11 protein-coding genes are annotated in these 15418 nt (G+C 41.6%); 1 reads left to right on the top strand and 10 read right to left on the bottom strand.

The window, feature by feature from the left end; translation table 11 throughout:
• Nucleotides 1-13 precede the first annotated feature (13 nt).
• Nucleotides 14-1654 (top strand): alkaline phosphatase D family protein, encoded by a 1641-nt coding sequence (locus NQU59_RS07725; RefSeq protein WP_257065656.1) that lies wholly within the window; start codon nucleotides 14-16, stop codon nucleotides 1652-1654.
• A 96-nt stretch (nucleotides 1655-1750) separates the two neighbouring features.
• Here NQU59_RS07725 and sucD read toward each other — a convergent pair whose 3' ends face one another.
• The 10 genes from sucD to NQU59_RS07670 form a co-directional block, all read right to left on the bottom strand.
• Complete coding sequence (gene sucD / locus NQU59_RS07720) at nucleotides 1751-2641, bottom strand: succinate--CoA ligase subunit alpha (RefSeq protein ID WP_003655479.1); 891 nt, start codon at nucleotides 2639-2641, stop codon at nucleotides 1751-1753.
• A 12-nt stretch (nucleotides 2642-2653) separates the two neighbouring features.
• Nucleotides 2654-3820 carry an ADP-forming succinate--CoA ligase subunit beta gene (gene sucC / locus NQU59_RS07715; RefSeq protein ID WP_005243777.1) on the bottom strand — a complete coding sequence of 389 codons (1167 nt, stop codon included), beginning with the start codon at nucleotides 3818-3820 and terminating at the stop codon, nucleotides 2654-2656.
• 136 nt (nucleotides 3821-3956) lie between these two features.
• On the bottom strand, nucleotides 3957-5390 hold the full coding sequence (gene lpdA, locus NQU59_RS07710; RefSeq protein ID WP_004652192.1) for a dihydrolipoyl dehydrogenase: 1434 nt from the start codon (nucleotides 5388-5390) through the stop codon (nucleotides 3957-3959).
• A gap of 131 nt (nucleotides 5391-5521) precedes the next feature.
• Nucleotides 5522-6712 carry a 2-oxoglutarate dehydrogenase complex dihydrolipoyllysine-residue succinyltransferase gene (gene odhB / locus NQU59_RS07705; protein WP_005243779.1) on the bottom strand — a complete coding sequence of 397 codons (1191 nt, stop codon included), beginning with the start codon at nucleotides 6710-6712 and terminating at the stop codon, nucleotides 5522-5524.
• The gene (locus tag NQU59_RS07700; protein WP_005243780.1) at nucleotides 6712-9552 is read right to left on the bottom strand and encodes a 2-oxoglutarate dehydrogenase E1 component; all 2841 of its coding nucleotides are present in this window, start codon (nucleotides 9550-9552) and stop codon (nucleotides 6712-6714) included. Before NQU59_RS07700 ends, odhB begins: the two co-directional genes overlap by 1 nt.
• A gap of 735 nt (nucleotides 9553-10287) precedes the next feature.
• Nucleotides 10288-10998: a succinate dehydrogenase iron-sulfur subunit gene (locus tag NQU59_RS07690; RefSeq protein ID WP_004664446.1), complete on the bottom strand. Its 711-nt coding sequence runs from the start codon at nucleotides 10996-10998 to the stop codon at nucleotides 10288-10290.
• Nucleotides 10999-11012: 14 nt separating this feature from the next.
• Nucleotides 11013-12908 (bottom strand): succinate dehydrogenase flavoprotein subunit, encoded by a 1896-nt coding sequence (sdhA, locus tag NQU59_RS07685; protein ID WP_005243781.1) that lies wholly within the window; start codon nucleotides 12906-12908, stop codon nucleotides 11013-11015.
• A 12-nt stretch (nucleotides 12909-12920) separates the two neighbouring features.
• On the bottom strand, nucleotides 12921-13286 hold the full coding sequence (gene sdhD / locus NQU59_RS07680) for a succinate dehydrogenase, hydrophobic membrane anchor protein (RefSeq protein WP_005243783.1): 366 nt from the start codon (nucleotides 13284-13286) through the stop codon (nucleotides 12921-12923).
• Nucleotides 13286-13687 carry a succinate dehydrogenase, cytochrome b556 subunit gene (gene sdhC / locus NQU59_RS07675; RefSeq protein WP_010589984.1) on the bottom strand — a complete coding sequence of 134 codons (402 nt, stop codon included), beginning with the start codon at nucleotides 13685-13687 and terminating at the stop codon, nucleotides 13286-13288. Before sdhC ends, sdhD begins: the two co-directional genes overlap by 1 nt.
• Nucleotides 13688-14113: 426 nt before the next feature.
• Complete coding sequence (locus tag NQU59_RS07670; protein ID WP_161419859.1) at nucleotides 14114-14983, bottom strand: IS982 family transposase; 870 nt, start codon at nucleotides 14981-14983, stop codon at nucleotides 14114-14116.
• Nucleotides 14984-15418: the final 435 nt, after the last annotated feature.

Raw genomic sequence — 15418 nt, 5'->3', positions numbered from 1 at the left:
ATGAGATGTCAATATGTCGCAGTTTATCCAAAGCCGTCGTCGTTTCTTGATTAATAGTGGGAAATTAGCGGTCGGCGTTGCATCCTTCTCAACACTGGCTGCCTGCGGCCTAAGTGACAACAAAGCTCCGGCAATTATTCTTCCAGAACATGCCAGACCTAAACTGCCTTCTGGGATTCAAATTGGTGATGTCCGCAATGGCAATGCAACCATTTGGGCACAAGCGGATCGAGCTGCGAAACTACGTGTAGAATATGACTTTACTGACCGTTTTAAACAACCTAAAGTTATATCAGGTCCAGTAGTAACCGCAGCCAGTGACTATACAGGACGAGTGAACCTGACAGGCTTGCCCAATGATCAGCATATTTTTTTGCGGGTTAGCTTTGAAGATGCGACCCAAAACAATGCCATCAGTGAACTCTATACCGGTAGCTTCCGCACAATGACAACAGCTACCTCCCCCATTCGTTTTGTGTGGGGTGGCGATGTTGCGGGACAAGGTTGGGGCATTAATCCCGATATTGGAGGTATGAGAATCTGGGAGACGATGCGCCTACGTCAGCCAGACTTTTTTATTCATAGTGGCGACACCATTTACGCGGATGGCCCAATTCAAAGTACCGTGACTTTACAAGCAGGACAATCCTTAAAACCAGATGAGCAACGCATCTGGAAAAATATTGTCACAGAAGAAGTTAGTAAAGTCGCCGAAAGCCTGAAAGAATTCCGTGGTCGCTATCGTTATAATTTTATGGATGAAAACTTACGCAGATTCGCTGCCGAAGTCCCCCAAATTTGGCAATGGGATGACCATGAAATTACCAATAACTGGTCTTCAACGAAAGACCTCAGCAAAAATAATGCTTATACCGAAAAAGACATTCATACGCTGAGTTCTCGCGGTAAACAGGCGTTTTTAGAATACTCTCCTATGTCTTGGACAAGCGAGGCACTCAGCGATCAACGCATTTACCGTAAAATCAGTTATGGCCCATTACTCGATGTGTTTGTACTGGATATGCGCTCGTATCGTGGAGGCAATAGTACCAATTTGCAGACGACTTTAAATGCAGACTCCGCATTTCTAGGTGAAACACAAGTCAACTGGCTGGTAAATGAATTATCAAATTCAAAAGCCGTATGGAAAGTAATTGCAGCGGATATGCCCATCGGCTTAAATGTGCAAGATAATTTTGGCGTCGCTGACGGTATTGCTAAAACTTGGGAGGCAATTGCCAATGGCAACAATGGAGTGCCTCTTGGTCGTGAACTGGAAATTGCAGGCTTACTCCGTCGTATTAAAGCAGTAAAAAATATAGTCTGGCTGACTGCAGATGTTCATTATTGCGCCGCACATTATTATGATAATACTCAAGCTCAATTTACTGATTTTTCGCCCTTCTGGGAATTTGTCGCAGGACCACTAAATGCGGGTACTTTTGGCCCCAATGAAATGGATGCAACGTTTGGTGGGCAAGTAATCTTTGAAAAAACCCCACCTGCGGGTAAAGCGAATCTCTCGCCTTTGGATGGTTACCAGTTCTTCGGTGAAGTGAATATTGATCCTCAAAGTAAAGCGTTGACAGTCGAATTTTTTAATCTGGATGGTATTTCTCAATATACCCAAGAATTAACAGCTGTCTTAGGTTAAAAGAAAGTGCTGTAAAACAAAATTGAATAGCCCTACAACTCAATAAAAAACCCCAATGTTTCCATTGGGGTTTTTTAAAGATTAAAATCTAACGTATTACGCTAAACCTTTCTCTTTTAAAACTTGCAACATAGTAGAACCAAGCTCAGCTGGGCTACGTGTGTAAGCCATTCCCGCACGTTCAAATGCAGCAAATTTCTCTTCAGCAGTACCTTGACCACCAGAAATGATCGCACCAGCGTGACCCATACGCTTGCCTTTAGGCGCAGTTACACCAGCGATGTAACCCACTACAGGCTTAGTCACGTTTGATTTGATGAATTCAGCAGCTTCTTCTTCCGCTGTACCACCGATCTCACCGATCATGATGATTGCATCAGTATCTGGATCGTCTTGGAACAATTGAAGTGCTTCAATCTGGTTCATACCTGGGATTGGGTCACCACCAATACCGATACAAGTAGACTGACCTAAACCAAGCTTAGTTGTTTGAGCAACAGCTTCATAAGTCAATGTACCTGAACGTGAGATGATACCAATACGACCTGGTTGGTGGATGTGACCAGGCATAATACCGATCTTACATTCACCTGGAGTGATCACGCCTGGGCAGTTAGGACCAACTAAACGAGTACCGTTACCGTTAGTTTCTAAGTAGCGTTTAGCTTTAAGCATGTCGATTGTTGGAACACCTTCAGTGATCACAACGATTAGGCCAACACCTGAATCAACCGCTTCAACGATTGAGTCTAAAACGAATGGAGCTGGTACATAGATAACAGATGCGTCTGCATTTGTTTCACGTACTGCTTCTTTCATTGTGTTGAATACTGGTAAGTCAAGGTGAGTTGTACCACCTTTACCTGGAGTAACACCACCGACAACTTTTGTACCGTAGTCTAAAGCTTGTGCAGAGTGGAAAGTACCGTTTTTACCAGTAAAACCTTGTACCAATACTTTAGTGTCTTTATTAATTAATACGCTCATGATTGATACTCCTTACGCTTTAACTGCAGCTACAACTTTTTCTGCGGCATCAGATAAACCGTTCGCAGAAATTAATTTCAAACCTGATTCATCAAGTAATTTAGCACCTAACTCAGCGTTGTTACCTTCTAAACGAACAACAACTGGTACAGTTACGTTTACTTCTTGAACCGCTGCAATAATTGCTTCAGCAATCATGTCACAACGTACGATACCACCGAAGATGTTGATTAAAACACCTTGTACAGACGTATCAGCAAGGATGATTTTGAACGCTTCGATTACGCGCTCTTTCGTAGCACCGCCACCAACGTCAAGGAAGTTTGCAGGCTGACCACCATAAAGTTTGATGATGTCCATCGTTGCCATTGCAAGACCAGCACCATTCACCATACAACCGATGTTACCTTCTAAAGCAACATAGTTAAGATCAAATTCAGATGCTTTTAATTCACGCTCATTTTCTTGAGATTTGTCACGTAAAGCAGCAACTTTAGGTAAACGGTAAAGCGCGTTAGAGTCAATACCTACTTTCGCATCTACACATAAAATATCGCCATTTTCACGAACTGAAAGTGGGTTAATTTCAAATAATGCAAAGTCATTTTCAACAAATGCTTGGTAAGCAGCAGCCATAATTTTTACAAATTGACCTACTTGCTTGTCTTTCAAACCTAAAGCAAACGCAACTTCACGTGCTTGGAATGGTTGTAAGCCAACTAAAGGATCAACTTCAACTTTGATAATTTTTTCAGGCGTTTCTTCCGCAACTTTCTCGATTTCTACACCACCTTCGGTAGAAGCCATGAAAGTAATACGACGGCTAGAACGGTCTACAACCGCGCCTAAGTAAAGCTCACGCTCAACTGGGTAAACATCTTCAGCAACGATGATGCTGTTTACTGGCTGACCATTTGCATCTGTTTGATACGTTACAAGACGAGTACCAATGATGTTGTTAGCAAATTCAATGACATCTTCTTTAGATTTTGCAACTTTAACGCCGCCAGCCTTACCACGGCCACCAGCATGAACTTGCGCTTTCATTACTGCGAATTTACCACCAAGCTGTTCAAATGCAGCAACTGCTTCGTCTGCATTTGTTGCCAAGATACCTTCTTGTACTGGCATGCCATATTCTTTCAATAATGCTTTAGCTTGATACTCATGTAAGTTCATTTAGTTACCTACTATGTTGTTTGTGTGATACAGCCCAGATCTTCTTAAAATCAGACTGCTACATATTGAATAAATGATTGCCTGAACCAGACAATCATCATCATTCAAAAAAGTGTGGCGAACCACACCTTATGTCTTATTTACGCTTGCGTTGAATCGCGTGGATTGCACGACCGTCAACAGAAAGCGCCGCTTCATGTACAACTTCAGAGAAAGTTGGGTGACCGAAAGTCATCAATTGCAAGTCTTCAACAGAAGAAACGAATTCAAGCGCGATCATACCTTGGTGTACGATGTCAGATGCATTAGGACCCACAACGTGCATACCTAAAAGACGATCTGTTTTCGCATCAGCAACGAACTTCACAAAACCAGCAGTATCACCAGCAGCTAATGCACGACCATTCACCGCAAACGGGAATTGACCAGCTTTAACTTCATGACCTTTTTCAGCGGCTTGTTCTTCAGTTAAACCAACCCAAGCTGCTTCTGGATGCGTGTAGATAACGCTGATGATGGTGTCGTAGTTCACTTGAGCAGCGTGACCGTGAATACGCTCAACTGCCATTACGCCCTCTTCCATTGCTTTATGTGCAAGCATTGGACCGCGTACCAAGTCACCAATCGCATAAACACCTTCAACAGATGTTTGACACTGATCATTGACATCAACCAAACCACGTTCAGTGAGTTTAATGCCAGAATCTTCTGCCAATAAACCCTCTGCATATGCTTTACGGCCTACACAAACGATTAACTTGTCAAAAACTTGTTCTTTGTCTTCGCCAGCTTGGTTATATTTAACCGTTACTTCGCGACCATTGGTTTCAGCACCAGAAACTTTTGCACCGATACGGATATCTAAACCTTGTTTTTTCAAGATTTTTTGATATTCCTTCGCCAATGCTTTGTCTGCCATTGGTAAGAAAGCATCTAATGCTTCAAACACAACAACTTCTGAACCAAGACGACGCCATACTGAACCAAGCTCTAGACCGATAACACCTGCACCGATCACACCAAGACGCTTAGGAACTTCGGGGAATTTTAATGCGCCAGTAGAGTCAACAATCAAGTCTTCATCAACAGGAGCGACTGGAATATTTACAGGTACAGAACCAGTTGCAAGGATCACGTACTTCGGTTCTAAAACCTGTACATCACCTTCAAATGGTGTGAATTCTACTTTTTTACCTGCAAGTAATTTACCCGTACCTTGTAACCACTCGATACCATTACCTTTTAGTAATTGAGCGACACCGCCGGTCAATTGATCTACAACTTTGTCTTTACGTGCCAACAAAGTGTCTAAATCAAATTTAACTTCGCCCGTGGTGATGCCGTGTTCAGCAAGCTCGTGAACTGTAGCTTCATAACGGTGAGAAGAGTCAAGCAATGCTTTAGAAGGGATACAACCCACGTTTAAACAGGTACCACCTAAAGATGGCTTACCGTTGTGAATACGTTTTTCGATACAAGCGACTTTGAAACCAAGTTGAGCTGCACGAATTGCCGCTTCATAACCACCAGGTCCACCGCCAATGACAACAAGATCAAACTGTTGAGACATCTTTATCTCCAATGAATCTCCCCTATCTTCTTTTATCAGAGAAGAAATTTCACAAACCTTAAAACTGATCAAACTTGTGAAAGTCCCTCTTGTAATTCAAGAAGGACTTAGGGGGATTTTTAAATAAAAAATTATAGGTCAAGAATGAGTTTAGCTGGCTCTTCTAACAATTCTTTGATTGTTACCAAGAAACCTACTGCTTCTTTACCATCGATTAAACGGTGGTCATAAGAAAGCGCTAAGTACATCATTGGCAAGATTTCAACTTGACCATTCACCGCCATAGGACGCTCTTGGATTTTATGCATACCCAAAATTGCAGTTTGTGGCTGGTTTAAGATAGGAGTTGAAAGCAATGAACCGAAAGTACCGCCGTTCGTAATTGTGAACGTACCGCCAGTCATATCTTCGATGCCTAATTTACCGTCACGTGCTTTGAAAGCATAGTCACGGATACCGTTTTCAACTTCTGCATAGTTCATACGGTCAGTATCACGAAGTACTGGAACAACTAAACCACGGTCAGAAGAAACTGCTACACCGATGTCATAGAAACCGTGATAAACGATATCGTCGCCATCAATAGATGCGTTTACAGCTGGGTAGCGTTTTAACGCTTCAGTTGCAGCTTTAACGAAGAAAGACATAAAGCCTAAACGCGCACCATGACGTTTTTCGAAAGCATCTTTATATTGCTTACGCATTTCCATGATTGGCTTCATGTTAACTTCGTTGAACGTAGTTAACATTGCAGTTTGCTGTGTAGCTGCCAATAAACGCTCAGCAACACGCTTACGTAAACGTGTCATTGGAACACGTTTCTCGATACGCTCGCCTACAGCAACGCTTAATGGTTGAACTGATGCAGCTGGCTTATGGTTCGCAACATCTTCTTTGGTGATGCGACCACCACGGCCTGTACCTTGAACATCAGCAGCATTGATACCTGTTTCAGATAATGCTTTACGTACTGCAGGTGCTTGGTTTTGATCAACTGCTTGAGTTGACGCAGCAGCCGCAGGTGCAGATGCAGCAGGTGCAGCTTCTGCTGGGGCAGCAGCTTCAGGAGCAGCTGCAGAAACAGCACCAGCTTCGAATTGAGCAATCACTTCGTCAGAAAGAACGGTATCGCCTTCATCTTTGATGATTGCAACTAAGCTACCATCAGCTGGAGCAACCACTTCTAAAACAACTTTATCGGTTTCAATGTCACAGATCACTTCATCACGTGATACAGGTTCACCTACTTTCTTGTGCCAAGTTGCGATCGTACCGTCAGCAACTGACTCTGGAAATACCGGTGCTTTAATTTCGGTTGCCATTATTTAGAATCTCCTGATTGATCAACTTCAATCGCAAGTGCGTCATTGATAAGCTGAGCTTGTTGTTTTGCATGCAAGTATGGCGAGCCACAAGCAGGTGCGGCAGAAGCGTCACGACCAGCATAGCTAATACGGATTTGTTTACCAGATTTAAGAACGTCTTCATACAAACGAGGAACGATGAATAACCAAGCGCCTTGGTTCTTCGGCTCTTCTTGTGCCCAAACAAGTTCTTGAATGTTTGGATACTCAGCCATAACTTCAGCCAAGCGTTGCTCTGGGTATGGATACAATTGTTCGATACGCACGATGGCTACATGGTTTAAACCAAGTTCACGACGTTTTTCGAGTAAATCGTAATAAACCTTACCACCGCAAAGCACTAAGCGAGTTACGTCAGCTTTGTTGATTTGATCAATTTCATCGATCACTGTTTGGAATGAACCGTTTGCTAATTCATCTAAAGTTGAAGTCGCAAGTTTATGACGGAGTAATGATTTAGGTGACATTACGATCATCGGTTTACGGATCGGACGAACTGCCTGACGACGTAATGCATGGAAAATCTGTGCAGGCGTCGTTGGTGTCATCACTTGCATATTGTCTTCAGCACAGAGCTGCAAGAAACGCTCTAAACGTGCAGATGAATGCTCTGGACCTTGACCTTCATAACCGTGTGGCAACAACATGGTTAGACCACATACACGCTCCCACTTGGTTTCACCCGAAGCGATAAACTGGTCAATCACCACTTGCGCACAGTTTGCGAAGTCACCGAATTGTGCTTCCCAAACGATCAAGCTTTTCGGTAATGTAGTTGAATAGCCATATTCAAATGCAAGCACAGCTTCTTCAGACAATAAAGAATCGTAAATCGCAGTACGCGGTTGATTCTCTTTAATATGGCAAAGCGGAATGTAAACAGAACCATCAACCTGGTTATGTAATTTGGCATGACGGTGTGAGAATGTACCACGACCCACGTCTTCACCCGTGATACGCACAAGGAAGCCATCATCAAGCAAAGATGCATAAGCTAAAGTTTCAGCAGCACCCCAGTTGAGTGGCATTTCACCTGTTTGCATTTTCACACGGTCATCAATCACTTTTTGAACTTGGCGTTGCAATACAAAACCTTCTGGTAATGTATTCATTTTCAAACCAAGCTCTTTCAAACGATCAATGCTGAACGTTGTATCCCAAAGATCGGTGTATTCATGGCCCAAATAAGGTGTCCAATCGACGAACATCTTTTTATTTGGTTCACGTACCAAGGCATTGGCAACGTGGTTACCTGCTTCTAGATCAGAACGGTAGCCTTCAACCATCGCATCTGCGCTTGAGCGATCAAGTACTTTCTCTTGCACCAGTTGATCCGCATACAAGGTACGTGTCGTCGCTTTCTTGTTGATCACTTGATACATCAATGGTTGAGTTGCAGATGGTTCGTCTGCCTCGTTATGACCGCGACGACGATAGCAGAACAAGTCTAGAATAACATCTTTACGGAATTCATGACGGAAGTCATGTGCAATTTGAGTCGCGAAAATAACAGCTTCAGGATCATCACCATTGACATGGAAAATCGGCGACTGAATCATTTTTGCAACGTCAGTACAGTATTCTGTAGAACGTGTATCGCGTGGATCAGATGTCGTGAAGCCCACTTGGTTGTTGATCACGATATGAACGGTACCGCCCACTGTGTAACCACGTGTTTGTGACATCTGGAAGGTTTCTTGGTTTACACCTTGACCTGCAAATGCAGCATCACCGTGCACGATAACAGGCAGTACATCATCACCACCAATGTCACGACGACGAACTTGACGTGCACGTACTGAACCTTCGACCACAGGGCCAACGATTTCAAGATGGGATGGGTTAAACGCCAATGCTAAGTGAACTTCGCCACCTGGAGTCATGACGTTTGAAGAGAAACCTTGGTGATACTTTACGTCACCAGAACCTTTTTTATGCAGGCTCTTACCTTCGAACTCACCAAAAAGATCCGCAGGGTTTTTACCCATAATGTTAACAAGAAGGTTGAGACGACCACGGTGTGGCATACCAATCACAACTTCTTTACAACCGACACTACCTGCACGTTGAATGATTTCGTTCATCATTGGAATAAAAGACTCACCGCCTTCTACACCGAAACGTTTCGCACCAACGAATTTGTTACCAAGATATTTCTCTAAGCCTTCTGCAGCAGTTAAACGCTCCAAGAAACCTTTTTTCTGATCATTAGTAAAATTGAATTTACCGCGAACACTTTCCAAACGCTGTTGAATCCAACGCTTTTCTTTAGTGTCAACGATGTGCATGTATTCTGCACCAATTGAACCACAGTAAGTTGCTTCCATGGCATCAACCATTTCAGACAATGTTGCTTCTGCTTTGCCAATTGCGAGATTGCCTGTATTGAATACAGTATCAAGATCAGATTTCGTTAAACCGTGAGCAGATAAATCGAGGTCAGGAACGTCTTCACGTTTCGCCAGACCTAATGGATCGAGTTTAGCTTTTTGATGACCACGGTTACGGTAAGCAGCGATAAGTTGTAAAACACCAATTTGACGACGCTCATGTTCTGTACTTACAGTGCTTTGTACAACAGGCTGAACTCGGCTTGCATTACGCCCCAAAAGGAGGAATTGCTCGCGCACACTGCCGTGTGGTTGATCACCTTTAGGGTATTTATCGAAATATTCACGCCAATCCTCTGACACTGAGGTTGGAGAAGTTAGGTACTGTTCGTATAGCTCTTCAATATACGCTGCACTATCAGCGGAAAGTTCAGTGTCAAGACGCAATGCGTCAGCAACTTCTTGCATTTTTGGACCCATTTCCTATTGCAAAAAATAATACAGGCTGCCTTTTAAGCACACCCATGATTCATAGTGTCAAATTGGTAAACACGACACTACTACTCAAGATCATCCAACCTTGAGACATTATTACTACACATCAGGAGTATTCCCTTTGATGTAACAAATGAGCTATGCACCTTCAATTCAAGATCCATAACTCATTTTTCATACTCGATGAAATCGAGCAATTTTTTGCAAATCATTTTAGAAAAATTAACTAAATTTTTAACTTTTCTAAATTGACTTTTTGATGAAACCTGTACAAATCTACAAGACCCTATCCAATGATAACATCCAGAATCTGTTTATTTTTTGATTTCATGTGTGGCAGAAATCCTAACATGTTCTCATGCTTGGATTGATTTTTTGACACATACCATCCATAAAGCAGCGAAATACACATATCAAATTATATTCTAATATACCGCCCTTTTGATAAAAGTTGCACTCCAATCGATCAAAAATAAACATTCTCTACAAATCTTGCACAAATGCTATTCAATTTGATGAAAAATAAACCAATATTTTAAATATATTGATTGTTTTGATTTTATTTAACAGCAAAATCTATAAATATTTTAGGCCAAATTGCCAAAATTCAAGTCCCAAATTAACAAACAAGCATTTTCATTTCTCAATCAAATTCAAATAAAAAAAGAAGCCCCTTTCGGAGCTCCTTTTTCACATTAGAAAAACAGATTAACCTGCTTGATCTAACAACATATTACGAATGTGACCAATTGCCTTTGTCGGGTTTAAACCTTTAGGACATACAGATACACAGTTCATGATCCCTTTACAACGGAACAAAGAGAACGGATCATCTAAACGAGCCAAACGTTCTTGTGTTGCCGTATCACGAGAATCGATGATAAAGCGGTATGCATTTAACAATGCAGATGGTCCAAGGAACTTATCAGGGTTCCACCAGAATGATGGGCATGATGTTGAACAACATGCACAAAGAATACATTCATACAGACCATCTAAGTGCTCACGCTCTGCTTGAGACTGTAAACGCTCTTTCGCTGGTGCTGGCTGATTGTTAATCAAGAACGGTTGAATCTTGTCATATTGATCATAGAACTGGTTCATGTCTACAACCAAGTCTTTTACTACTGGTAAACCAGGTAAAGGACGGATCACAATCTTCTCTGGTAAGTCGTTCAAGTTCCACAAGCACGCCAAACCATTTTTACCATTGATGTTCACACCATCCGAACCACAAATACCTTCACGGCAAGAGCGACGGAATGTTAATGATTCATCTTGCACTTTCAACGCAAGTAACGCATCAAGCAACATACGGTGCTTGTCGGTTAACTCAAGTTTGAACGTTTGCATGTACGGCGCTTTATCCTTATCAGGATCATAGCGGTAGATTTCGAATGTACGAGTGCCTCTACTCATCTTTGTTCTCCCGATTAGAATGTACGTGGTTTAGGTTCAATTGCTTCAACCGTTAATGGGCTGAAACGTACTGGCTTATATTCAAGACGATTGTCTGATGAATACCATAATGTATGTTTCATCCACTCATCATCACGGCGACCATATGAATAGGTTGGGTGGTCAGGTGCTAACTCATAGTCAACAACCGTATGCGCACCACGACATTCTTTACGCGCAGCAGCCGAAATTAGAGTCGCTTTCGCCACTTCATACAAGTTTTCAACTTCTAATGCTTCAACACGTGCTGTGTTAAATACTTTAGATTTGTCTTTCAAATGAATGTTACGAACACGTGGCTCAATCGCAAGAATTTCTTTTACACCCTTATCAAGCAATGCTTGAGTACGGAATACACCCGCGTGATCTTGTACGATGTCACGGATTGCATCAGCAACTTCTTGTGCATTTTCACCCGTGGTTGAATCATCCAACTTACGAATACGCTCCAGGGTGTTAACCAAGACATCAGTTGGAAGCGGTGCATAGTCATCGCCATGATGCTTAGTCACATAATCAATGATGTGTTCACCTGCTGCCTTACCAAATACCACAAGGTCAAGCAATGAGTTGGTACCCAAACGGTTTGCACCATGTACTGATACGCAAGAACATTCACCAATTGCATAGAAACCTTTTACAGGTTTCACATAATCACGCGTACCTTTATAAGAATACTCTTTAGTATCTTTATCATAGTGTGCAGAGAATTCACCCTCTTCCACACCATGCGGAACAACCACTTGACCATGAATATTGGTTGGAATACCACCCATTTGATAATGGATTGTTGGTACAACTGGAATTGGCTCTTTGGTACAGTCAACGTTTGCAAACTTCTTACCAATCTCGAATACAGATGGCAGACGTTTCATAATGGTTTCAGCACCTAAATGCGTCATATCCAACAAGATATAATCGGCTTTAGGACCACAACCACGACCTTCTTTAATTTCCTGGTCCATTGAACGTGATACGAAATCACGCGGTGCCAAGTCTTTTAAAGTCGGCGCATAACGTTCCATGAATGGTTCGCCATCTTTGTTACGAAGAATCGCACCTTCGCCACGACAACCTTCCGTTAACAATACGCCTGCGCCAGCAACACCCGTTGGGTGGAATTGCCAGAATTCCATATCCTGTAATGGAATACCCGCACGAGCAGCCATACCAAGACCATCACCAGTATTGATATAAGCATTGGTTGATGCACGGTAAACACGACCCGCACCACCTGTAGCGAACAAGGTTGCTTTCGCTTGGAATACTGCGATGTTACCTGTTTCTTGGTCAATTGCGGTTACACCAAGAACATCACCCTCTTCGTTACGGATTAAATCTAATGCAATCCATTCAACGTAGAACTGGGTGCCCATTTTAACGTTGCTTTGATACAAGGTATGCAATAAGGCATGGCCTGTACGGTCAGCAGCAGCACACGCACGTGGAACTGCTTTTTCACCGTAGTTTGCAGAGTGACCACCGAATGGACGCTGATAGATCGTACCATCTTGGTTACGGTCAAACGGCATACCTAAGTGTTCAAGCTCGTAAACAACTTTTGGTGCTTCACGCGTCATGAACTCGATTGCGTCCTGATCGCCTAACCAGTCAGAACCTTTCACCGTGTCATAGAAGTGGTAATGCCAATTATCTTCCTGCATATTACCTAACGATGCGCCAATACCGCCTTGAGCAGCAACCGTGTGCGAACGTGTTGGGAATACTTTGGTCAATACTGCAACTTTTAAACCCGCTTGAGCAAGTTGGTAAGCAGCACGCATACCTGAACCACCACCACCAACGATGACTGCATCAAAAGTGAGGTTTTGAATATTTGAATAATCTTCTTTAGGGTTAATTGCGCCCATGATCTCTTCCTATCAATTTGCCCAGAAAATCTGGATACCCCAGATTGCGTACACGAACACTGAAATAATGACAGCAGAAGTCAGTACAAGGCGTAAACCTGAAGCTGAAGGACCCATTTGACGAGTCGTTACATAATCAGTAAAGACTTGCCACATACCAATCCAAGCGTGTGCAACGAGCGCCAATACTGCCAACAAAGAGAAAATCTTCATTGGCAAAGTCAGCATAAAGCCCGCCCATTGTTCATAACCAAATCCGCTATTGCAAAGGATCCAGCCAAACAAAACCACAGTGTATGCAGCTAACACTACAGCACTGACACGTTGGATATACCAATCGCGAGAACCTGAACCTGTTAAACCTGTAGCACTTTTCATCAGAACATAATCCATACGAATGCTGCGACGATACCAATCGCAGACAAGATCAATGACACTGTAGCAGCGATACGACCGCTTTGAAGTTCTTCAGCAAAACCGAGGTCAGCAAGTAAATGCTTCACACCTGCGATAAAGTGGAAAATCAAGCCAGCTACAAATACCCATACGATGAAACGTACAATGATATTTCCGAAAACGACATTTTTAACGTAGTCAAATCCTTCTGGTGAAGATAAAGATTTATCCAAAATCCATAAAAGAACTGCGACTAATAAGAATACGATTACACCTGATAGACGGTGTAGAATTGATGCAATAGCCACGGGTGAGCGTAAATTTACCGCTAACACCTGACCCATGGACAAATTGACAGGTCTGTTGCTTTTCACAGCGGGCATCCTGTAGGTAGAAACTCCATCCGGAGTTTGTTTGAATTAATTCAAAGGAAAGCTGGCATTGTTAGGCAAGCACAGCACATGCCTAACCTATAAACGACATCGAATTATAAAACGTGAAATATCAAAATACAAACAATCAACTTTCGCTTTAGTCGAAAAAAACTTTAAATAAGAATCATTCACACACATAATAGCAGCGATAAATCCATCAAGTCCAATCAAAAATAACTATCTAATTGTTTTGTAATGATAAAAATAAAATACTATTTTTTATAGATACTTTTTATTTTATAAATTCTTTTCTTGTTATTTCACAAAAAGTTCATTTTTCGCATTCTAGCAGCATAATTTTTCGACCTTTATATATAGTCAAAAATAATACTGCTCATTTATATAGTAAATATAATTAATTAACCCGGATCCTGCTTAAGCCGATGATTCCTTAATTTGAATTGTTGGCTTATTTTGATGGGTTAATTGATATGCGCATAGCGAGGCATAAATTCCTCCAAGAAATCCATGAATACTACGTGCTTTACTCGTCACTAAATTGTATTGCCCCTTCAATAAACTGAATAATGTTTCTATCTTATTGCGTTGTCTTAGGTGATATTCATCTGATGCACAGAGTTGAATAGCCTGCATATTCTTTCGATGATAAGTAATTAAATCAATACCTTGATCTTTCAATCTGATTTTTAATTCTTGGCTGATGTAACCTCGATCCCCGTAAAGTTTTGCTTCTATACCAGCAACCAATTGCTCAACCATTTTTATGTCAGCAACATGTCCATTCGATAAAGCAGAACAGGCAATTTCACCAAATTGATTCATCGCAATATGTAATTTACAGCCATAAAACCAGCCCATTGAGCTTCTACCACGTGATGCAATTTGGACTAATGATTTATGACGCTGAATCCGTTGATTTTTACAAACTGGCAGAGTTGTTGAATCAATCCATAAATATTGTGTAGTTTGGTCTTTCATCAGCGCCACATGTAAAGCGTGTAGGGCCAATTGGTGCATATTGATCAGATGAATCATCCTTTGATAGCAAGGCAAGTACTTAAATAAATGGCTTTTATCTTCTTTTAACCAGGTGAAAAAGGCTTTGAAATTATTGAAATGAGAGCATTTGTACCAAATGGCAATAAAGCAGATTTCTGAAATTTTGAGTTGAGCAGTTCTGATTCTTAAGGAACCACAGTTTTGTTTGAGAAACTCCCAATAAGTTGATTCAAATTTAAGAAAAAAATCATCAATTACGCAGAATAATTCGGTACTATTGAACATCAGGACTAGAGTTGTGAGTTTGGTGTGGTAACTCAACTGATGGCTCTAGTCCTCTTATTTTTCAAGTCAATTTCTTATCCGCGATTCGGGTTAATTAATAATCTATTTTTATGATTCAATTGTTCAAAATCAATCAGTCATTTTTTAGACAACCAATTACTCTATAAGCCCTCAATTATTAGGCTACATGTAAAGTTTTTAATCGCTTTCTGAATGAACAGTTCACTCCAAAACACAAGCCATATAGGGCTGCGAAGCGTGATAAGTAGTTATTTTATAAGCAGCAACATCCCAGCCAAATAAAAATTTACTTACAATTGGACTGGTGCTTCATTTTTTTTATGCACCTAAAACTTGATTTGACATATTATACTCGACCGGTGCTGTGATTTTACTCAGTTTTTTCTTCGATACTGAATGACTAATTGACTGTAG

Origin of the sequence: Acinetobacter colistiniresistens (assembly GCF_024582815.1) — a bacterium.
GTDB lineage: Bacteria > Pseudomonadota > Gammaproteobacteria > Pseudomonadales > Moraxellaceae > Acinetobacter.
The sequence above is the reverse complement of the archived record's forward strand: the minus strand, read 5'-3'. Positions and strand labels throughout refer to the sequence as shown.

Excerpts from the sequence above, each read along its gene's own strand:
- NQU59_RS07725 (WP_257065656.1), top strand. The coding sequence starts at position 14 with ATGTCGCAGTTTATCCAAAGCCGTCGTCGTTTCTTGATTAATAGTGGG.
- sucD (WP_003655479.1), bottom strand. The coding sequence starts at position 2,641 with ATGAGCGTATTAATTAATAAAGACACTAAAGTATTGGTACAAGGTTTT.
- sucC (WP_005243777.1), bottom strand. The coding sequence starts at position 3,820 with ATGAACTTACATGAGTATCAAGCTAAAGCATTATTGAAAGAATATGGC.
- lpdA (WP_004652192.1), bottom strand. The coding sequence starts at position 5,390 with ATGTCTCAACAGTTTGATCTTGTTGTCATTGGCGGTGGACCTGGTGGT.
- odhB (WP_005243779.1), bottom strand. The coding sequence starts at position 6,712 with ATGGCAACCGAAATTAAAGCACCGGTATTTCCAGAGTCAGTTGCTGAC.
- NQU59_RS07700 (WP_005243780.1), bottom strand. The coding sequence starts at position 9,552 with ATGCAAGAAGTTGCTGACGCATTGCGTCTTGACACTGAACTTTCCGCT.
- NQU59_RS07690 (WP_004664446.1), bottom strand. The coding sequence starts at position 10,998 with ATGAGTAGAGGCACTCGTACATTCGAAATCTACCGCTATGATCCTGAT.
- sdhA (WP_005243781.1), bottom strand. The coding sequence starts at position 12,908 with ATGGGCGCAATTAACCCTAAAGAAGATTATTCAAATATTCAAAACCTC.
- sdhD (WP_005243783.1), bottom strand. The coding sequence starts at position 13,286 with ATGAAAAGTGCTACAGGTTTAACAGGTTCAGGTTCTCGCGATTGGTAT.
- sdhC (WP_010589984.1), bottom strand. The coding sequence starts at position 13,687 with ATGCCCGCTGTGAAAAGCAACAGACCTGTCAATTTGTCCATGGGTCAG.
- NQU59_RS07670 (WP_161419859.1), bottom strand. The coding sequence starts at position 14,983 with ATGTTCAATAGTACCGAATTATTCTGCGTAATTGATGATTTTTTTCTT.